This window comes from Pseudomonas mandelii (genome assembly GCF_900106065.1).
Classification (GTDB): Bacteria; Pseudomonadota; Gammaproteobacteria; order Pseudomonadales; family Pseudomonadaceae; genus Aquipseudomonas; species Aquipseudomonas mandelii.
The window spans coordinates 505,274-525,142 of sequence record NZ_LT629796.1 but is presented as its reverse complement, the minus strand read 5'-3'; the positions used below and the strand labels follow the sequence as shown (position 1 = coordinate 525,142).

Here is a 19,869-nt window from a genome sequence, read left to right as displayed (position 1 = left end):
GCGCACGCGCACGGCCGTGAACAACTCAGTTTTTCAGCCAGCCGGCTTCTTTGAACACCGGGGTGACGCGGGCGGTGTCTTTCTCAATGTAGGCGGTCAGCGGCTCGCCTTCGAGGAAGGTGGGTACCAAAGCGTTCTGTTTCACGTAGGCCTTGAACTCTGGAGTCTCGGTGACTTTGCGCATCAGCTCGACATAGAACGCCCGCTGTTCGGCGGTGACGTCGCCGGGCATGAACACGGTGCGCGGGAAGCGGTATTGATCGATACCCAGGCCTTGTTCGTGGCAGGTCGGAACGTCGGCCCAGGATTTATCACCCGCGACTTTCTCGGTGTAGCTCATGCGTTCCTTGCTGAACACACAGAGCGGTTCGACCTGGTCGCCGCGCCATTGGCTGATGCTTTCGCTGGGGTTGTTGACGTTGGCGGCGATGTGTTTGCCGGCCAGTTGGGTCGCGGCTTCGCTGCCGCTCTTGAACGGGATGTACACCAGTTTGCTGTTGTTGGTCTGGTTCAGCAGCAGGGTCAGGGTCTGGTCGACATCCTTGGACTGACTGCCGCCCATGCGCAGTTTCGACGGATCAGTCTTGGCCGCTTCGTAGAAGCCTTTGGCGTCTTTCCAGGGGGCATCCTTGTAGCTCCAGAGAATGAAGTCGTCCTCTGCAACGGCCGCCACGGGAGTCAGCTCCTGCCATTGATAGCCAAGCTTGGAAACCAGCGGCAACAGGTAGATGTTGTTGGTGCCGATCACCAGTTTTTCCGGATCGCCCTTGTTCATTTTCAGGTCAAGGAACGCTTCGGCACCGTTGCCGCCGCCCTTGTTGAGGACGATGGTATTCACGTCGAGGAACTTGTGTGTGGTGATGATCGACTGGATCAGCCGACCGAGCTGGTCAGTACCGCCGCCGGGGCCGCCGGCAACGAGGATTTCGACGTTCTTGTCCGGCTGCCAGGCAGCGTTGGCGAGTGCGGGGAGGGCGCCGGCGGCGACCAGTGTGCAGCCAAGAAACAGACGGGATGTGCGACGGACGAATGCATTTCGCATGGAAGGGCCTCGTTTTTTGTAATTGTTATGAATGACTTGTCGGTGCTCAAAAGCTGCAAGCCTGGACTGAGTGTGGGAAGCCTCCGCTTCGGCGTCTAGTCAAAACAATACATACACCGATAGCCTGCGGTTATAGGTCATCAGGGGCAAATACGTGACGAGGGCTGGAAACTGTGTGCCAGAGCGTTTTGAGAGGAAAGTCAGTCAAGGCGGCCGGCGATGAAAGCCCCCTGAAAGCGCGGTATGCCATAACCCGAGGCTATCGCCGTATCTCAATCATTGATTAGACGGTTATCACCGAGCCTTCGATAGTGCTCATCAGCGCGGCGAACCGGCCTCGCACGGCATTCACAACAATAAGAAACGAGGTACGCACCATGGCTCGTCCCAGTGCTTCCCTGCATCTGCCTGGCGCAGCTGCCCAACCGATCAACGCGGCCACACCCCTGGCCGGCACCACCAAAGCGAGCAGCGTGCGCTGGCGGATCTTTGCGATCGTCTTCGCGCTGACCATGGTCAACCTGATCGACCGGGTCTCGCTGTCGATCGCCATGCCGACCATTGCCCATGAATTTTCCCTGTCGCCAAGCATGCAAGGGCTGATCCTCAGCAGTTTCTTCTGGGCGTATGCGCTGTTGCAGATTCCCGGCGGCTGGCTGATCGATCGCTTCGGCCCGCATCGGGTCATCAGTTGGTCCACCGGGTTGTGGGGCACCTTTCAAGTGTTGGCGGCGTTTGCGACCGGCGGCTTGTCATTGCTGTTCGCCCGCGTTGCACTCGGGGCCGCCGAAGCGCCGTTGTTCCCGTCCGGTGGCAAGCTGATTTCCCTGTGGCTGGCGCCGAGCGAACGCAGTCGCGGCGCGGTGCTGATGGACAGCGGCAGCCCGTTGGGCGTGGCGCTGGGCGGGTTGATCATTGCTTATCTGATTGCATCCCTGGATTCGTGGCGCCTGGCCTTCGTGATTGCCGGTATCGCGACCCTGGTGCTGGCCTGGCTGGCCCGGCGTTATCTGCGCGATGACCCGGCTACTCACCCGCAAGTGAATGCCGAAGAACTGGAGAAGATCAACGCCGGGCGCGCGACGCCGGCTGCCGAAGCCGCCCGTGTGCCGGTCAAAGGCCTGGGCATCGCGGCCCGTTCCCTGAGCGGCTTGCTGATCGGCCGTGCCAGTTGGGCGATGGTGTATTTCGGTTTGCTGACCTGGGGCCCGAGCTATCTGGCCCAGGCTCGCGGCTTCGACATCAAAGGCATCGGCGCGGCGACCTTCGTGATTTTCGTGTGCGGGGCCCTGGGTTCGTTGACCGGTGGTTTCCTCTGTGACGGGTTGATCCGCAAAGGTGTCAGCCGTGGCGTGGCGGTCAAGAGCCTGCTGGCGTTTTCCGGTGTGGTCGCCCTCGGCGCCTTTCTGTTGTTGCCGACGCTGAGCAACCCGTTTGCCGCCGTGGCGTTGTTGGCCATGACCGCGTTTTTCCTGATGTGGGGCAGCCTCTACTGGAGCTTCCCGGCATTGCTGGCGGCACCGGCGCGGGTCGGGTTGATCGGCGGCGTGATGAACATGGCCGGCAGCACCGGCGGGATCGCGGTGCCGATCCTGGTGGGGATCATTGTGCAAATGACCGGAGGTTTTGCGCCGGTGCTGGGGTTCTTTGCCGTGTGCTCGGCAGTCTTTGTGCTGGCGACGTTGTTCATCAGTCTCGACGAGGTGCGCCATGGCTGAACACTCATCTGGCGAAGCATGGAACGGTCCGATCATCGATGCCCATCATCACTTCTGGGACCCGACGATCAATGACCATCCGTGGCTGGCGCCCGAAGCTAATATCCCGTTCCGCTACGGCGACTACAGCGCGATTAAACGGCGCTATTTTCCTGAGGACTATTTCGCTGACGCCGGCCCGCACCGTGTGGTGCAAACGGTGTACGTCGAGACCGAATGGGACCCGCAAGACCCGATTGGCGAAACCGTTTTTATCGAAAGTCTGACGGCCCGTTACGGCGTACCCAATGCGGTCGTGGCGCAGGCCTGGCTCGACCACCCGGACGCCCTCGCGGTACTGACCGAACAAGCGAGTTTCAAATGCGTGCGCAGCGTGCGTCACAAACCGGGTGGAGCGACTTCACCGGCGCAGGTTGGTCATGTGCGCAGCCTGATGAGCGACGAACACTGGCGGCGCAGTTTTGCCGCCCTCGAAGGGCTGGGGTTGCACTTCGATTTGCAGACCCCCTGGTGGAACCTGCACGAAGCCGAACGGCTGGCTCGGGACTTTCCCGGCACTACGTTGATTCTCAACCACGCAGGGTTGCCCAATGACCGCAGCGCCGAAGGCCTGGCCGGTTGGCGCCTGGCGATGGCTCGGCTGGCCAAATGGCCAAACGTGCAGGTGAAGATTTCCGGCCTTGGCCAGAGGGGCCAGGCATGGCGCGCCAAGGACAACGCCTGGATCGTGCGTGAAGTGATCGCCATGTTCGGCACTGACCGGGCGATGTTCGCCAGCAACTTCCCGGTGGACAGCCTGTGCGGCTCGTTCGATGACATCTACAGCGGTTTCAAATCCATCGTTGCTGATCTGCCGAGCGCCGATCAGGAGCGACTGTTCTACAGCAACGCGCAGCGGGTTTATTGCTGCGAGCCTTGCGCCGTTGACCGCCAATGGCCTGAACCCTTGAGGAGTGAAGCATGAACAAAACAACCATCGCGATGGTGCTGGGTGACCCGGCAGGCATCGGCCCGGAACTGATCGCACGTTTGCTTGCGGAGCCTGAAGTGCGCAGCCAGGCCAATGTGATCTTGATCGCCGACGAGGCCGAAATGCGTCGCGGCATGCGCATCGCCGGGACGGAGTTTCCTTACCGTCGCGTCGAGTCGCTGGATCAGTTGGAATTTGGTGATGACACGCCGCTGTTCTATGACTTTCGCGGAGACACCGTCGGTGAATTTCCACGCAGTGAAGCCAGTGTCATCGGCGGTCGCTACAGCCTCGACACGCTGGAACAAGCCCTGCGCCTGACCGAGGCCGGGACCACCGACGCGGTGTTGTTCGGGCCGTTGAACAAGACCTCGCTGCACATGGCCGGCATGGCCCACAGCGATGAGCTGCACTGGTTCGCCGAGCTGCTGGATTTTCACGGGCCGTTCTGCGAATTCAACGTGCTCGACAACCTCTGGACCTCCCGCGTGACCTCCCACGTGGCATTAGCGCAAGTGCCAGGCATGCTGACCCAGACGCGGGTAGTGGAAGCGATCCAGTTGATCGACACCGCGCTCAAGCGCAACGGCCTGGAAAAACCGCGCATTGGCGTGTGTGGGCTGAACCCGCACAACGGCGACAACGGCTCGTTCGGACGCGAAGAACTGGACATCATCGGCCCGGCGGTTCGTTCGGCCCAGGCGCTGGGGATTGCGGCCGAAGGGCCATACCCGGCGGACACGATTTTCCTCAAGGTCCAGGGCGATGCCAGTGCCTTTGACGCGGTGGTGACGATGTATCACGACCAGGGGCAGATCGCGATCAAGTTGATGGGCTTCTCCCGAGGCGTGACGGTGCAGGGTGGCTTGCCGATCCCGATTACCACGCCGGCCCACGGCACCGCCTTCGACATCGCGGGGCAGGGCAAGGCCAACGTCGGCGCGATTCGTCAGGCCTTCGAAATCGCCTGCCGAATGGGCACCAACAACTACTGACACAACACTGATCCCCTGTGGGAGCGAGCCTGCTCGCGATAGCGGTCTGACAGTCACTAAAAAGGTGGCTGCACTACCGCTTTCGCGAGCAGGCTCGCTCCCACATTTGTTTTGTGTGTGGCTGATAACCCTATCCACTCACTATTCGGTTTTTCCTATCACCGCAGGTTATCGCCGGATACGCATAAGTGATTATCCGCACCCCCGAGCGCTGGCTAAAGTCGCTCCATCGAATGCCGGAACCCGCCCCCCGTGCGGTTTTGTGCAGCGACCCGACAACTACAAAAAGCCGGCAGCGCAAGGAACTGTATTCATGAAAATCAAAGCCATCCGTACCCGCGTTTTTGAGTGGAAAGGCAAAGTCGTTCCGCCTCAAGCACACTTCTGCACCAACGCCAGCGACATCCTGTTCGAACGTGGCGACGCCATGGGCTCGTTCCGTTTCCATGGCTGGCTGGTGGTGGAAGTCGAGACCGATACCGGCCTCGTCGGCATCGGTAACTGCGCCCTGGCGCCGCGTGTGGCCAAGGAAATCATCGACACCTACCTGGCGCCAATTGCCATTGGCGAAGACCCGTTCGACAACGAATACATCTGGCAGAAGATGTACCGCCAGAGCCACGCCTGGGGCCGCAAAGGCATCGGCATGGCGGCGATCTCGGCGATCGACATCGCGATCTGGGACATCATGGGCAAAGCCGTGAACAAACCGGTGTTCAAACTGCTCGGCGGCCGGACCAAGGAAAAGATCTGGACCTACGCCTCCAAGCTCTACGCCAATGACAACCTCGACCTGTTCCTCGAAGAGGCCCAGGGCTATCTGAACCAGGGTTTCACCGCGCTGAAAATGCGTTTCGGCTACGGCCCGAAAGACGGCCCGGCGGGCATGCGCAAGAACATCGAGCAAGTGCGTGCCCTGCGTAACCTGGCCGGTCCCGACATCGACATCATGCTCGAGTGCTACATGGGCTGGACCCTGGAATACGCCCGCCGCATGCTGCCCAAACTTGCTGAATTCGAACCACGCTGGCTGGAAGAGCCGGTGATTGCCGACGACATCGAAGGCTACATCGAGCTGAAGAAGATGGGGATCATGCCGATCTCCGGCGGCGAGCATGAGTTCACCTCCTACGGCTTCAAAGACCTGCTGGAACGCCGTGCCGTCGACGTGATCCAGTACGACACCAACCGCGTGGGCGGTATCACCGCAGCGCGCAAGATCAACGCCATGGCCGAAGCCTGGTCGGTGCCGGTGATCCCGCACGCCGGGCAGATGCACAACTACCACCTGACCATGTCCACCACCGCCTCGCCGATGGCCGAGTTCTTCCCGGTGTTCGACGTCGAGGTCGGCAACGAACTCTTCTACTACGTGTTCAAGGGCGAGCCGCAACCGGTCAACGGCTACATCCAGCTCGACGATGACAAGCCCGGCCTGGGCCTGGAAATCTCCGATGAGTACTTGAGCGACTTCAACATCATCGAGTGATCCAAATCCCAATTTTCTGGAGGCCGTCATGCGCCTGATTCAATTTGAAAACACTGCCGGTGAACGCCAGGTGGGTCTCGTCGAGGGCTCGCAGGTAAAGGTGCTGCAAGGCACCCGTAGCACCCATGAACTGGCCCTCGCGGCGATTCGTGCCCAACGCAGCCTGCAAGAAGAAGTCGCACTGCGCGGCACCGAACCGGGACCGGATTACGCCCAGCTGTTGCAGCAGGGCAAAGTCCTGCCGCCGCTGGACCACGAAGACCCGGCCCATTGCCTGATCAGCGGCACCGGCCTGACCCATTTGGGCAGCGCCTCGGCGCGGGACAAAATGCACCAGCAGGAGGGCGCGGTCGAAGCCGGCATGACCGACACCATGCGCATTTTCAAATGGGGCCTGGAGGGTGGTAAACCGGCGGCCGGGCAGGTCGGCGCGCAACCGGAATGGTTCTACAAAGGTGATGGCAGCATCGTCGTGCGCCCCGGCGCGGATTTCCCGGTGCCGCCGTTTGCCGAAGACGCCGGCGAGGAACCCGAGCTGACCGGCCTCTACGTGATCGGCGACGACGGCCAGCCGTACCGCGTCGGTTATGCCTTGGGCAACGAGTTCTCCGACCATGTGATGGAGCGGCGCAATTACCTGTATCTCGCCCATTCGAAACTGCGCTTCTGCGCCTACGGTCCGGAGCTGCGCGTCGGCGAGTTGCCCAAGCACCTTGCAGGCACCAGTCGGATCAAGCGCAACGGCGAAACGATCTGGGAAAAGGAGTTTCTCAGCGGCGAAGACAACATGTGCCACAGCCTCGCCAACCTCGAATTCCACCACTTCAAATACGCGCAGTTTTTGCGTCCCGGCGATGTCCACGTGCATTACTTCGGCACCGCAACGTTGTCGTTTGCCGACGGGATAAAAACCCAGCCGGGCGATCGCTTCCAGATCAGCCTCGATGAGTTCGGCGCGCCCCTGGAAAACGGCATCGGCGAAAGTGCCCAGCCGTTGGCCATCGGCCAGGTGCGCACGCTTTAAGTCTTCAATCACCGGCGTTGTCGGCCGGTCAAGGGATCACTCATGACCACGCTACTCGGACACAACTACATCGGCGGTCGCCGCAGCGCCAACGGTACGCAACAGCTGCAAAGCCTTGATGCGACGACGGGCGAAGCGCTGCCGGGCCGTTTTTTCCAGGCCACTGAAGCGGAAGTGGACGCGGCAGCCAGCGCTGCGGCCGCTGCCTACCCGGTTTACCGCAACCTCAGCGCGGAGAAACGCGCTCAGTTCCTCGACGCTATCGCTGATGAAATCGATGCCCTGGGCGATGACTTCGTCGCCACCGTGTGCCGCGAAACCGCGTTGCCGGCTGGGCGTATCCAGGGTGAGCGCGGGCGCACCAGCGGCCAGATGCGCTTGTTTGCCAAGGTCCTGCGTCGCGGCGATTTCTACGGCGCGCGCATTGATCGGGCACTGCCGGATCGCCAGCCGTTGCCACGTCCGGACCTGCGTCAGTACCGCATCGGCCTGGGGCCTGTCGCCGTGTTCGGTGCCAGCAACTTTCCGTTGGCATTTTCAACCGCCGGTGGCGATACCGCTTCGGCGCTGGCCGCCGGTTGCCCGGTGGTGTTCAAGGCGCACAGCGGGCACATGGCGACGGCCGAGTGGGTCGCGGACGCGATCATCCGCGCCGCCGAGCGCACCGAAATGCCGGCCGGCGTGTTCAACATGATTTATGGCGGGGGTGTCGGTGAATGGCTGGTCAAGCATCCGGCGATTCAAGCGGTGGGCTTCACCGGTTCGCTCAAGGGCGGCAATGCCTTGAGCCACATGGCCGCGACCCGACCACAGCCGATTCCGGTGTTTGCCGAAATGTCGAGCATCAACCCGGTGTTCCTGCTGCCCGAAGCGCTCAAGGTTCGCGGTGAGCTAATCGCTGCGCAACTGGCCGGTTCGGTGACCCTGGGTTGCGGGCAGTTCTGCACCAACCCGGGCCTGGTCATCGGTTTGCGTTCGCCGCAGTTCAGCCAGTTCCTGGAAACGTTTTGCGCCAGCATGAACCAGCAACCGGCCCAGACCATGCTCAATGCCGGCGCGCTGGTCAGTTACAGCCGAGGCCTTGGCGAGTTGCACGAACATCCGGGGCTGACGCACTTGGCGGGCAAGCCGCAACAGGGCAATCAGGCACAACCGCAGGTGTTCAAGGCTGACGTCAGTCTGTTGCTCAAGGGCGATGAGCTGCTTCAGGAGGAGGTGTTCGGACCGACCACCATCGTCATCGAGCTTGAGGACCGGGCGCAGCTGGCGGCAGCGTTGCACGGTCTGCGCGGGCAATTGACGGCGACGCTGATTGGCGAGACGGACGAGTTGCTGGAGTACCGTTGGCTAGCGGAGTTGCTGCAGGAAAAGGTCGGGCGGATTCTGCTCAATGGCTACCCGACCGGGGTCGAGGTATGTGAGGCGATGGTGCATGGCGGGCCGTATCCGGCGACGTCTGATTCGCGCGGCACATCGGTTGGCACCTTGGCGATTGACCGGTTCCTGCGGCCGGTGTGCTTCCAGAATTACCCGGATGCGTTGTTGCCCGAGGCGTTGCAGAACGCCAATCCGCTGGGGATTCGACGGTTGGTGGATGGGGAGGTGAGTCAGGCAGCGTTTTAGTCTCTACCGCCTTCACGAGCAGGCTCGCTCCCACATTGGATTTGCGGTGAACACAAAATCCTGTGGGAGCGAGCCTGCTCGCGAAGGCGTCATCAGCCACACCGCCAAACTACTTGGCAGTCACCTCAGCCACTTTCACCACCGCCGGCTTCAACACCAGCCACAACGCCGCCGCAATCAACACCCCGCCATAGATATGCGCCATCGACAACGGCTCATCCAGCAACAGCGCTCCCCACAACACCCCGAACGGCGGGATCAGGAAGGTCGTGGTCATCGACCTCACCGGCCCGATCGAGCTGAGCAGGCGGAAGTAAATGATGTACGCCAGTGCGGTACACATCAGTCCCAATCCAAGCAACGACAACCAGACGTTCCAGCCGCCCCAGCTTGCCGGTGGCTGGCTGATCACGCTGTAGCCGAACAACGGCAACAGGAACAGCGTCGCCCCGAGCATGCTGCCCAGCGCTGAAAGACGGCTGTCGAGACCGCCGGCGTGGTCAAGCCAGCGGCGGGCCAGGAACCCGGCAAAGCCATAGCAGGTGGTGGCGAGCAGGCAGGCGGCGGCGCCCATCAACAATTCCATGTCGAACGCCACCGGACCGGCACGGGTCAGGACGCCTACGCCAAACAGCCCGAGGAACACCCCGCCAAGCTTGGCCGCGGTGAGTTTTTCATGGAAGAACAGGCCGCCGATCAACACGCCCATCAGCGGCGTGGTGGCGTTGAAGATCGCCGAGTAACCGGCCGGCAGCACTTGCGCGGCCACGGAATAGAGGGTCGCCGGAATCCCGGAGTTGATCACCCCGAGCAGCATCACTGTCTTGAGTTTGCCTTTGAAGTCCCAGCTGATGCGCATCAGGCCGAGAATCACCAGCAAGCCGACGGCGGCAATCGACACGCGGAAAAAGGCCGTGGGGATTGTGCCAATCACCGGGGCGATGATGCGCATGAACAGAAAGCTCGCGCCCCAGATCGCGGCCAGCGACAGCAATCGGAAAATATCGACAGGACTCACGGTGCACTCCTTCCTTGATGGGGACGAGAGTGTTGCCGAGCGCCTTATCCATGGCAACCGAAAAACGAGCATTTAACTCGAGCCGAAAATTACGCTTCTCCTGCACCCGGTTCACTGGCTAAGCTCAGGGCTCATGAATTCCCGCAGAGGTCTCACCCATGCCGCAGCAATGGCCAGCCGCCGACATCGCCCGAATGATCCTCGATGGCTTTGACGATTACCGCGAGCATTTCCGCCAGATCACCGACGGCGCTCGGGCCCGCTTCGAGCAGGCCCAGTGGCAGGAGGCGCAGGTCGCGTCGGCCGCGCGGATCAATCTGTACGAAGAAAAAGTCAGCGAAACCGTGGAACGGCTGCGCGTCGCGTTTGACAGCGACACACTGGACGTCAGTTGCTGGCCTCTGGTCAAAAGCGCTTACATCACGCTGATCGACCTGCGTTTCGATGATGAACTGTCCGAGACTTGGTACAACTCGATTTTTTGCGGGCTGTTCAGCCATGACCTGATCAGCGACGGCTGCATGTTTATCCACACCACCCGGCCCAGCCTGCGCCGGGCCCGCGCCGCGCAAACCCGAACCTATAAGCCCCAGGGCCAGTTGTCCGGCATGCTCGCGAGCATTTTTGCCGATTACAGCTTCAGCGAGGATTACGCCGACCTGGCCGGCGACCTGCACCGCCTCGAAGCCCAACTGCGTGAGAACCTGCCGGATTGGGTGTGCAAGGACCCTGAACTGAGCGTCGAGCTGTTCTCCTCGGTGCTCTACCGCAACAAAGGCGCGTACCTGGTGGGGCGCATCTATACCCGGGACGAACAATGGCCGCTGGTGATTCCGCTGCTGCACCGTGAAGGGCGCGGGATTCAGATCGATGCGCTGATTACCGACGAAGCCGATGTGTCGATCATTTTTTCGTTCACCCGTTCGTATTTCATGGTGGATGTGCCGGTGCCGGCGGAGTTCATCGGCTTCCTCAAGCGCATCCTGCCGGGCAAGCACGTCGCCGAGTTGTACACCTCCATCGGCTTCTACAAACACGGCAAGTCCGAGTTCTACCGGGCGCTGATCAATCACCTGGCCAACACCGACGACCAATTCATCATGGCCCCCGGCGTGCGAGGCATGGTGATGAGCGTGTTTACCCTGCCGGGTTTCAACACCGTGTTCAAAATCATCAAGGACCGTTTCTCGCCGTCGAAAAACGTCGACCGTGCCACGGTGATCGAAAAATACCGTTTGGTGAAAAGCGTCGATCGCGTTGGACGCATGGCCGATACCCAGGAGTTCGCCGATTTTCGCTTCCCGTTGAGCAAGTTCGACCCGGCGTGCCTGGAAGAGCTGCTTGAGGTGGCGGCGTCCACGGTGTCGGTGGAAGGCGACACCGTGCTGATCCGTCACTGCTGGACCGAGCGGCGGATGACGCCGCTGAACCTGTACCTGGAAAACGCCAACGAGGCGCAGGTCCACGAGGCCCTGGAAGATTACGGGCTGGCGATCAAGCAACTGGCGGCGGCGAACATCTTTCCCGGCGACATGCTGTTGAAGAACTTCGGCGTCACCCGGCACGGGCGGGTGGTGTTTTATGACTATGACGAGATTTGCTTCCTGACCGAAGCCAACTTCCGCCACATCCCGGAACCGCGTACGCCGGAAGACGAAATGGCCTCCGAGCCGTGGTATTCGATCGGGCCGCTGGATGTGTTTCCCGAGGAGTTTCCGCCGTTCCTGTTTGCCGATTCCGGGCAAAGGAAGCTGTTTGACCAGTTGCATGGCGAGCTATACAACGCCGATTACTGGAAAAGCCTGCAGGAAGCCATTCGTGCCGGCAAAATCATCGACGTATTCCCGTATCGCCGCAAAGGCCTGGATAACGAATAAACCCCTGAGTGAACCCCCTGTGGCGAGGGATCTTGCTCCCGCTGGGTCGCGAAGCGACCCCAAAACCATCCACCGTCGTGTTTCAGATACACCGCGATGACCGGATTACGACTGCCGCGCAGCCGAGCGGGAGCAAGCTCCCTCACCACAAAGGCAGGTTGAATTCGTCGCCGAGCCCCCAAATCTGCGACAATCCGGCCCCTGCGCCACTAGACGACTTTTGCGTACCTGATGACTGACGAATCGCCTTCCATCGACAAACTGCTGAAAAACCTCGATCACGCCATGCTCGCCGACCGCCACCGGCTGCGGCGGCAGTTGCTTGAGCTGCGCAAGAAACCTGACGAGGCCAAGCTGGCCCAGTGGGTCACGCGCATGCAGGCGTCCTGTGACCAGGTCCTGGCGCGGCGTGCCAGCCTGCCGGTGATTCGTTACGACGACAGTTTGCCGATCGCCGCCAAGCGCGACGAAATCAAGGAAGCGCTGCTCAAGCATCAGGTGCTGATCATCGCCGGCGAAACCGGCTCGGGTAAAACCACCCAGTTGCCGAAGATCTGCCTGGAAATCGGCCGCGGCCAGCATGGCTTGATCGGCCACACTCAACCGCGTCGAATCGCTGCGCGCAGCGTGGCCAGCCGGGTTGCCGAAGAACTGGCGACGCCATTGGGCGCGCTGGTCGGCTATCAGGTGCGGTTCGAGGATCAGAGCGACTCCAACACCCTGATCAAATTGATGACCGATGGCATCCTGCTGGCGGAAACCCAGAACGACCGTTACCTCGAACGCTACGACACGATCATCGTCGACGAAGCCCACGAACGCAGCCTCAACATCGACTTCCTGCTCGGTTACCTGAAAACCCTGCTGCCGCGTCGCCCGGACCTCAAAGTCATCATCACCTCGGCGACCATCGACCTGGAACGCTTCTCCAAGCATTTCGATGACGCACCCATCGTTGAAGTTTCGGGTCGGACTTTCCCGGTTGAAACCTGGTATCGCCCGCTGACGCTTGAGCAGGACGAGGAGGGCAACCGCGTCGAGGACGACTTGACCGTGGATCAGGCGATCCTCGCCACCCTCGACGAAATTGCCGCGTTCGAACGTAGCGAGCGCAAGAGCCCCGGCGACGTGTTGGTGTTCCTGCCCGGCGAGCGCGAGATTCGCGATGCCGCCGACATGCTGCGCAAGGCCCAGCTCAAGCACACCGAGATTCTGCCGCTGTACGCGCGCTTGTCGCCTGCCGAACAGCAGCGGATTTTCCAGTCGCACCCTGGCCGTCGCGTGGTGCTGGCGACCAACGTCGCGGAAACTTCGCTGACGGTGCCGGGCATCCGTTACGTGATCGACAGCGGCACCGCGCGCATCAGCCGTTACAGCTACCGCGCCAAGGTCCAGCGTCTGCCCATCGAAGCCATTTCCCAGGCCAGCGCCAACCAGCGTAAAGGTCGATGCGGTCGGGTCGAGCCGGGTATTTGCATTCGACTCTATGGCGAAGACGACTTCATCGGTCGCCCTGAATTTACCGACCCGGAAATTCTGCGCACCAACCTCGCCGCCGTGATTTTGCAGATGCTGCACTTGCGTCTCGGCGAGATCACCGACTTCCCGTTTATCGAACCGCCGGATGGCAAGGCGATCAGCGACGGTTTCAACCTGCTGCAAGAACTCTCGGCCGTGGACCGCAACAGCCAGCTGACCCCGCTCGGCCGCCAGTTGGCGCGCCTGCCGGTGGACCCGCGCATGGGCCGCATGCTGCTGGAAGCGGCGAAACTCGGCAGCTTGCAGGAAGTGTTGATCGTCGCTAGCGCCATGTCGATTCAAGACCCGCGCGAGCGTCCGCCGGAGCGCCAGCAAGCGGCGGATCAGGCCCACGCACAGTGGAAGGACGTGGACTCGGATTTCGCCGGGCTGGTCAATCTGTGGCGTGGTTTTGAAGAGCAGCGTCAGGCCCTGACCGCCAGCCCGCTGCGCAATTGGTGCCGCAAGAACTTCCTGAATTACCTGCGTCTGCGCGAATGGCGCGACTCGCACCGTCAGTTGAGCCTGATCTGCCGCGACATGCAGTTGAGCCTGAACAAAGAGCCGGCGGACTACCCGAAGCTGCACAAAGCCGTGCTCTCGGGCCTGCTCAGTCAGATCGGCCAGAAAACCGATGAAGGCGATTACCTCGGCGCCCGTCAGCGACGTTTCTGGATTCACCCATCCTCCGGGTTGGGCAAGAAGCGCCCGCAATGGCTGATGACCGCCGAACTGGTGGAAACCACCAAGCTCTATGCGCGGATGGTGGCCAAGATCGACTCGGACTGGATCGAGCCGCTGGCCGGGCACCTGATCAAGAAAAACCACTTCGAACCGCACTGGGAGAAAAAGCGTGGCCAGGTCGTGGCCTTCGAGCAGATCACGCTGTTCGGGCTGATCGTGGTGGGTCGCCGGCCGGTGCATTACGGGCCGATCGATCCCGTGGTTTCTCGTGAGTTCTTCATTCGCGAAGGCCTGGTACGCGGCGAGATTCAATCCAAGGCCAAGTGCCTGACGGCCAATGCGCAACTGCTGGAACAACTCGACGAACTGGAAGCCAAGGCTCGGCGTCGCGACATTCTCGCTGACGAAGAAACCCTGTTCGCTTTCTACGATGCGCGTTTGCCGGCGGAGATCCACCAGACCGCAACGTTCGACAGCTGGTACCGGGTCAACAGCCAGAAAGACCCGCAGCTGCTGATCATGCGCGAAGAAGACGTGCTGGCCCGTGAGGCCAGCGAAGTCACCGCCCTGCATTACCCGGACACCTTGCACATCGGCGATCTGGAACTGGCCCTGAGTTACCACTTCGAACCGAACCACCCGCGCGATGGTGTGACCCTGCGCGTGCCGGCGCCGCTGTTGCCGATGCTGCCGCCGGAACGTCTGGAATGGCTGGTGCCGGGCGTGATCGAGGCCAAGTGCATCGCGCTGGTGCGCAACCTGCCCAAGGCCCTGCGCAAGAATTTCGTGCCGGTGCCGGACTTCGTCAAAGCCGCGTTGCAGCGCATGACCTTCGCCGAGGGCTCGTTGCCGCAGGCGTTGGGCCGCGAGCTGCTGCGCATGACGGGCGCGCGGGTCAGCGATGAGGCGTGGGCGGAAGCTTCACAGCAAGTCGACAGTCATCTGCGGATGAACCTGGAAATCGTCGACGGCCAGGGCAAGTTCCTCGGCGAAGGGCGAGATCTGGCCGAGTTGACCGCACGCTTTGCCGAAGCCAGCCAAGCCGCGTTGGCCGTGCCGCAAACCGCGAAAAACCAACAGCCGGTGGAACCGAAAGTCTTTGCCGCCGTCGCCGAGAAAACCCAGCAGAAGATCGCCGGGTTGTCGATGACGGTGTATCCGGCGCTGGTGGAAGAGAGCGGGACAGTCAAGGAAGGGCGTTTTTCGACCCCCGCCGAGGCCGAGTTCCAGCATCGCCGCGCCTTGCAGCGATTGCTGATGCAGCAGTTGGCCGAGCCGGCGAAGTTCCTGCGCGGCAAGCTGCCGGGGCTGACCGAGCTGGGGCTGATGTACCGTGAACTGGGGCGCATTGATGCGCTGGTGGAAGACATTCTGCTGGCCAGCCTCGACAGTTGCATTCTCGAGGGCGAAGACCCGTTGCCACGGGATGGCGCCGGGCTGGCCTCGTTGGCCGAGCGCAAGCGCGGTGGCTGGACTGAGCACGCCGAGCGCCTAGCCAAGTTGACGCTGGAGATTCTCAAGCACTGGCACGGCCTGCAAAAACGCTTCAAGGGCAAGATTGATCTGGCGCAAGCCGTGGCCCTGAACGACATCAAGCAACAGCTCAGTCATCTGGTGTATCCGGGGTTTGTCCGGGAGACGCCGATGCAGTGGCTCAAGGAATTGCCGCGTTACCTGAAGGCTGTCGAGCAACGCTTCGAGAAGATTGGTGCACAGGTGCAGAGGGATCGGGTCTGGAGTGGCGAACTGTCCGGTCTCTGGACCCAATACCAGACCCGCGCCAACAAACACGCCCAGGAAGGCAAGCGCGATCCGCAACTGGAGCTCTATCGCTGGTGGCTGGAGGAATACCGGGTTTCGCTGTTCGCCCAGCAACTGGGGACCAAAGTGCCAATCTCCGACAAGCGCCTGAACAAGCAATGGACCCAGGTCGAACCCTGACCCCGAGACTTGTGCAATACCTGTGGGAGCGAGCCTGCTCGCGCTGGCGGCATCACAGTCGACATAGATGTTGGAGGTGATGGCCCCATCACGAGCAGGCTCGCTCCCACAGGTTTTTGTATTGCCTGGCAGGTGGGAGTCATCGAGCAAAATGGCGCCAAAACCCAATGTTTATGGCAAACTTCGCGCCTATAAACGCCGGTCCCGCAGTTTTGAGCCTCTCAAGGTTCGGGCGGTACGGAATAAAGCGATGCCAGGTGTGCTTTCCGTGACGGGAACAGACCCTTTGTGTGTTGGTACGTCGGTGCCAACGCTTTCTGCCTGAACAGATTAGAGAAACGACCATGCATAACGTCGTCATCAGCGGCACCGGCCTGTACACCCCGGCCAACAGCATCTCCAATGAAGAGCTGGTGCAGTCTTTCAACGCTTACGTCGCGCAATTCAACGCCGATAACGCCGACGCCATCGCCCGTGGCGAAGTCGAAGCGTTGACCGAATCCAGCGCTGCGTTTATCGAAAAAGCTTCCGGTATCAAAAGCCGCTTTGTGATGGACAAGGATGGCATCCTCGACCCGCAACGCATGGCGCCGCGTCTGCCTGAGCGTTCCAACGACGAATGGTCGGTGCTTTGCCAGATGGCCATCGGCGCGGCCGAACAGGCCTTGCAGCGTGCCGGCAAGACCGCCGCCGACATCGACGGCGTCATTGTGGCGTGCTCCAACCTGCAGCGCGCCTACCCGGCCATCGCCATCGAAGTCCAGGAAGCGCTGGGTATCCAGGGCTTTGGTTTCGACATGAACGTGGCTTGCTCCTCGGCGACCTTCGGTATCCAGGCGGCCGCCAACAGCGTGCAACTGGGCCAGGCCCGGGCAATCCTGATGGTCAACCCGGAAGTTTGCACCGGTCACTTGAACTTCCGCGACCGTGACAGCCACTTCATTTTTGGCGACGCGGCGACGGCGGTGATCATTGAGCGTGCCGACCTGGCGACCTCCCCGTACCAGTTCGACATCGTCAGCACCAAACTGCTGACCAAGTTCTCCAACAATATTCGCAACAACTTCGGCTTCCTCAACCGCGCGGCGGAAGAGGGCATCGGAGCCAAGGACAAACTGTTCGTGCAGGAAGGCCGCAAGGTGTTCCGCGACGTCTGCCCGATGGTGGCCGAGCTGATCGCTACGCACCTGGAAGAGAACAAGCTCAACGTCAGTGACGTGAAACGTTTCTGGTTGCACCAGGCCAACCTCAGCATGAACCACCTGATCGTGAAGAAACTGCTGGGCCGCGAAGCCACCGAAGAAGAAGCCCCGGTGATTCTCGACACCTACGCCAACACCAGCTCCGCCGGGTCGGTGATTTCCTTTCACAAGCATCAGGATGATCTGCCCGCCGGTTCCCTGGCCGTGCTCAGTTCGTTCGGCGCGGGTTACTCGATTGGTAGCGTGCTGTTACGCAAGCGTTGAGGGAAAGGCTGTCGCTATTTCCGTTGATTTGCGCTGGTTTTTCCTACAGCCGAAGCAGTCGGGACGCTGTAGTTTTCGGAAATGACAGCAGGACGTTGCCGACGGCGACGCCCTGCTGATTCATTTTTCGAGGTCAGGACAAGGGGTTTGTGAATGGCGGCTGACGACGCGCAACTGCTGCAAAGATTGCTGGCAGGTGAACAACAAGCCTTCAAAGAGTTGGTCAGCACTTACCAGAGCCCGATGCGTGCAGTCGCTTATGCGATCGTCGGCAACCGGCATGCTGACGAAGTGGTGCAGGATGCGTGGCTGTCGGTCGTGCGTAATCTGAGCAAGTTCGAGGCGCGTTCGAGCCTCAAGACCTGGTTGCTGACCATCACCGCCAATGCGGCGAAGGGCCGTTACAAGCAGAACTGTCGCGAGGTGCTGCTTGATGACCTTCCATCGCCCCATGGCACGATTGATGATGATCGTTTTTCGTCCGCTGATGGCCACTGGCTGGTGGCACCGTTCGCCTGGCACCAGGACACCCCGGAGGCGTTGCTCACCGAACGCGAGTTGCGCGAATGTCTCGAACACACGTTGCTCAGCCTGTCGGAACTGCAACGCAGCGTCTTGCTGTTGCGCGAGCGTCAGGGACTGGAACTGGAAGACATCTGTAATCTTCTGGACATCTCGCTCTCCAATGTTCGCGTGCTGCTGCATCGGGCACGGTTGAAGGTCTTTGCGACCGTGGAGCATTTTGAGGAAACCGGCGAATGCTGACCTGTAAGGAGCAAGTGGCACGTGCCAGTGATTATCTCGATGGCCAGTTGAGCTTTCGGGAGAAGTTGCTGGTGCGGCATCATTTAATGTTCTGCCCCAATTGCCGGCGGTTCATTCGTCAGATGCGTTTGATGCAGCAGACGCTGCGCGTCTTGCCGGAGGAAGCTGTGCCGGAGGTCGATGCACTCGCCGAACGTCTCGCTGCGGAGCGTCGCAAGGACATTCCGTAAAGTCGTGGCGTTATCGCAGGGGACAGAAGCAGGCCGGCGTGGATGCATCGAACGGATGATGGGGATCGATCCATCCACGCCAGACTGTAAAGCGCCTCAAGCGTCCATGACCTGAGGCGTGGAGCGGTACTGCTTAGAACTTGGCTTCGGCGTCCAATTGCAGAGTGTTGATGTCCGAATCCTTGAGGTTGGCGTTGGTGTAGTCAGAGTTAGCCATGAAGTACGTCGCGCCCAGGGCGAAGTTCTTGTCCAGCTCGTAACTCACTTTCAACTTGCTGCCACGCGAACCGGTGAAACCGTTGGCGAAGTCGGAGTCGGTGAAGGCGCCGACCACGGCGTTACGCTGCACGTCGCGGTAGTTGTAGTCCACGGCGAAGCCATAGAACTTGGTCTTTACACCGGCCAGCCAGGCAGAATCCTGATCGTTGCTGGCGTCTTTGTTGTTGACGTACTGACCGTACAGCGAGAGCGGCAGTGGCAGGCCGGTGATGTCGATCTGACCAAAGCCTTCGTACAGTTTGAATTGCTCGTTCGGGGTGTTGCCGTTGGTGGCCAGTACGGACGGGATGCTGGTGCCGCCGGCGGTGATGTCGTCGTCGTTGTCGTAGCCGTAGACGCTGCCACCCAGAGTCAGTTTCAGGTTGTCGGTGAGGGCGAAGCGCGCGCCCAACTGGCCGGCGTACAGACGCAAGTCGTGCTTGAACTGCACGCCGTCGCCGTCGACGTTGTCCTTGAGGGTGTAGTGGCCGGCGCTACCGAACACCTCGGTGCTGGCGCCCAGCGGGTATTTATACGACACGGACAGACCTTCAGGGCTGATGTCGCTATCCCAGATGATGTCGCCCATGCTCACCCATTGCTGTGGCATCTTGCCGCCAACGATGTGCAGGTTCTTGATCGCGTCCGGGTGGTAGTCGACGTAACCCTGGTCCAGCCAGATCGACTTCTTGTCGAAGTAGTTGTCCAGGCTCTGGTTGGTGGAGCGCGCGTCGTCGTTGTTGCCGGTGGCGATACGGATACCGGTGTCGACTTGCGGGTTGATTTCGGTATAGGCACCCAGACGGGCACGAACGCGCTGACGGTCCTGGTCCCGGTTGTTCGAGACACCATCGTTCTTGACCGTTTCCTGACGGAAACGCACGTCGCCCTTGAATTGGGTCTTGGCAGCCCAGGCCAGTTTCTGGTCGAAGGTGCTCAGCTCATTGGTTTTCTTCGCGGTGGCCGCGATCTGCTCGTTGGTCTCTTGCTGAGCCTGACGGGCGATTTGCTGATCTTTTTGATCCCTGGCCAGCTCGGCTTGCAGTTCGCTGTATTGCGCATTGGTAATCGAGCCGTTTGCCTTAAGCATGTCGAGCAGTTTGGCGTCGACTGCGGCACTGGCCGGAACACTCATGGCCAGCAGCAGACCGCCACACAGGGCCGCCGCAGTTTTCGTGGAAGCAAGACGCATATCAATCTCCGAAGATGTAAGGGGATGACTGAGCCATCCGGGACACAACCGACCGTTGA

14 protein-coding genes are annotated in these 19,869 nt (G+C 60.9%); 11 read left to right on the top strand and 3 right to left on the bottom strand.

Annotation, left to right across the window (positions count from 1 at the left end):
- Positions 1–25: 25 nt before the first annotated feature.
- Positions 26–1,042, bottom strand: a complete 1,017-nt coding sequence (locus tag BLU63_RS02275; RefSeq protein ID WP_077749158.1) for a Bug family tripartite tricarboxylate transporter substrate binding protein — start codon at positions 1,040–1,042, stop codon at positions 26–28.
- 377 nt (positions 1,043–1,419) lie between these two features.
- On the opposite strand from BLU63_RS02275, the gene BLU63_RS02270 reads away from it, so the two are divergent.
- The 6 genes from BLU63_RS02270 (at position 1,420) to BLU63_RS02245 (ending at position 8,861) form a co-directional block, all read left to right on the top strand.
- Complete coding sequence (locus tag BLU63_RS02270; protein WP_010462087.1) at positions 1,420–2,760, top strand: MFS transporter; 1,341 nt, start codon at positions 1,420–1,422, stop codon at positions 2,758–2,760.
- Positions 2,753–3,724, top strand: coding sequence for an amidohydrolase family protein (locus BLU63_RS02265; protein WP_083374788.1), 972 nt, complete (start codon positions 2,753–2,755; stop codon positions 3,722–3,724). Before BLU63_RS02270 ends, BLU63_RS02265 begins: the two co-directional genes overlap by 8 nt.
- The gene (locus BLU63_RS02260; RefSeq protein WP_083374787.1) at positions 3,721–4,725 is read left to right on the top strand and encodes a 4-hydroxythreonine-4-phosphate dehydrogenase PdxA; all 1,005 of its coding nucleotides are present in this window, start codon (positions 3,721–3,723) and stop codon (positions 4,723–4,725) included. Before BLU63_RS02265 ends, BLU63_RS02260 begins: the two co-directional genes overlap by 4 nt.
- A 313-nt stretch (positions 4,726–5,038) precedes the next feature.
- Complete coding sequence (locus tag BLU63_RS02255; RefSeq protein ID WP_010462080.1) at positions 5,039–6,214, top strand: L-rhamnonate dehydratase; 1,176 nt, start codon at positions 5,039–5,041, stop codon at positions 6,212–6,214.
- A 28-nt stretch (positions 6,215–6,242) separates the two neighbouring features.
- The gene (gene araD1, locus BLU63_RS02250; protein WP_083374786.1) at positions 6,243–7,238 is read left to right on the top strand and encodes an AraD1 family protein; all 996 of its coding nucleotides are present in this window, start codon (positions 6,243–6,245) and stop codon (positions 7,236–7,238) included.
- A 42-nt stretch (positions 7,239–7,280) separates the two neighbouring features.
- Positions 7,281–8,861: an aldehyde dehydrogenase (NADP(+)) gene (locus tag BLU63_RS02245; RefSeq protein ID WP_083374785.1), complete on the top strand. Its 1,581-nt coding sequence runs from the start codon at positions 7,281–7,283 to the stop codon at positions 8,859–8,861.
- 109 nt (positions 8,862–8,970) lie between these two features.
- On the opposite strand, the gene BLU63_RS02240 is transcribed toward BLU63_RS02245, so the two are convergent.
- A complete protein-coding gene (locus BLU63_RS02240; RefSeq protein ID WP_010462074.1) occupies positions 8,971–9,879 on the bottom strand; it encodes a DMT family transporter in 909 nt (302 codons plus the stop codon).
- 158 nt (positions 9,880–10,037) lie between these two features.
- On the opposite strand from BLU63_RS02240, the gene aceK reads away from it, so the two are divergent.
- The 5 genes from aceK to BLU63_RS02215 all read left to right on the top strand — a co-directional run bounded on the left by aceK (position 10,038) and on the right by BLU63_RS02215 (position 18,360).
- The gene (gene aceK, locus BLU63_RS02235) at positions 10,038–11,756 is read left to right on the top strand and encodes a bifunctional isocitrate dehydrogenase kinase/phosphatase (protein WP_083374784.1); all 1,719 of its coding nucleotides are present in this window, start codon (positions 10,038–10,040) and stop codon (positions 11,754–11,756) included.
- A gap of 231 nt (positions 11,757–11,987) precedes the next feature.
- Complete coding sequence (hrpA, locus tag BLU63_RS02230) at positions 11,988–15,899, top strand: ATP-dependent RNA helicase HrpA (RefSeq protein ID WP_083374783.1); 3,912 nt, start codon at positions 11,988–11,990, stop codon at positions 15,897–15,899.
- Positions 15,900–16,243: 344 nt separating this feature from the next.
- Entirely contained in the window at positions 16,244–17,365 is a 1,122-nt protein-coding gene (locus BLU63_RS02225) for a beta-ketoacyl-ACP synthase III (RefSeq protein ID WP_077749153.1), read from the top strand.
- 153 nt (positions 17,366–17,518) lie between these two features.
- The gene (locus tag BLU63_RS02220; protein ID WP_083374782.1) at positions 17,519–18,130 is read left to right on the top strand and encodes an RNA polymerase sigma factor; all 612 of its coding nucleotides are present in this window, start codon (positions 17,519–17,521) and stop codon (positions 18,128–18,130) included.
- Entirely contained in the window at positions 18,124–18,360 is a 237-nt protein-coding gene (locus tag BLU63_RS02215; RefSeq protein ID WP_010462064.1) for an anti-sigma factor family protein, read from the top strand. Before BLU63_RS02220 ends, BLU63_RS02215 begins: the two co-directional genes overlap by 7 nt.
- A 133-nt stretch (positions 18,361–18,493) precedes the next feature.
- On the opposite strand, the gene BLU63_RS02210 is transcribed toward BLU63_RS02215, so the two are convergent.
- Positions 18,494–19,810 (bottom strand): putative porin, encoded by a 1,317-nt coding sequence (locus tag BLU63_RS02210; protein WP_010462062.1) that lies wholly within the window; start codon positions 19,808–19,810, stop codon positions 18,494–18,496.
- Between the last annotated feature and the right edge of the window lie 59 nt (positions 19,811–19,869).

Coding starts and splice junctions, on each gene's coding strand:
- hrpA (WP_083374783.1), top strand. CDS start 11,988: ATGACTGACGAATCGCCTTCCATCGACAAACTGCTGAAAAACCTCGAT.
- aceK (WP_083374784.1), top strand. CDS start 10,038: ATGCCGCAGCAATGGCCAGCCGCCGACATCGCCCGAATGATCCTCGAT.
- BLU63_RS02220 (WP_083374782.1), top strand. CDS start 17,519: ATGGCGGCTGACGACGCGCAACTGCTGCAAAGATTGCTGGCAGGTGAA.
- BLU63_RS02275 (WP_077749158.1), bottom strand. CDS start 1,042: ATGCGAAATGCATTCGTCCGTCGCACATCCCGTCTGTTTCTTGGCTGC.
- BLU63_RS02260 (WP_083374787.1), top strand. CDS start 3,721: ATGAACAAAACAACCATCGCGATGGTGCTGGGTGACCCGGCAGGCATC.
- BLU63_RS02245 (WP_083374785.1), top strand. CDS start 7,281: ATGACCACGCTACTCGGACACAACTACATCGGCGGTCGCCGCAGCGCC.
- BLU63_RS02210 (WP_010462062.1), bottom strand. CDS start 19,810: ATGCGTCTTGCTTCCACGAAAACTGCGGCGGCCCTGTGTGGCGGTCTG.
- araD1 (WP_083374786.1), top strand. CDS start 6,243: ATGCGCCTGATTCAATTTGAAAACACTGCCGGTGAACGCCAGGTGGGT.
- BLU63_RS02265 (WP_083374788.1), top strand. CDS start 2,753: ATGGCTGAACACTCATCTGGCGAAGCATGGAACGGTCCGATCATCGAT.
- BLU63_RS02225 (WP_077749153.1), top strand. CDS start 16,244: ATGCATAACGTCGTCATCAGCGGCACCGGCCTGTACACCCCGGCCAAC.
- BLU63_RS02215 (WP_010462064.1), top strand. CDS start 18,124: ATGCTGACCTGTAAGGAGCAAGTGGCACGTGCCAGTGATTATCTCGAT.
- BLU63_RS02270 (WP_010462087.1), top strand. CDS start 1,420: ATGGCTCGTCCCAGTGCTTCCCTGCATCTGCCTGGCGCAGCTGCCCAA.
- BLU63_RS02255 (WP_010462080.1), top strand. CDS start 5,039: ATGAAAATCAAAGCCATCCGTACCCGCGTTTTTGAGTGGAAAGGCAAA.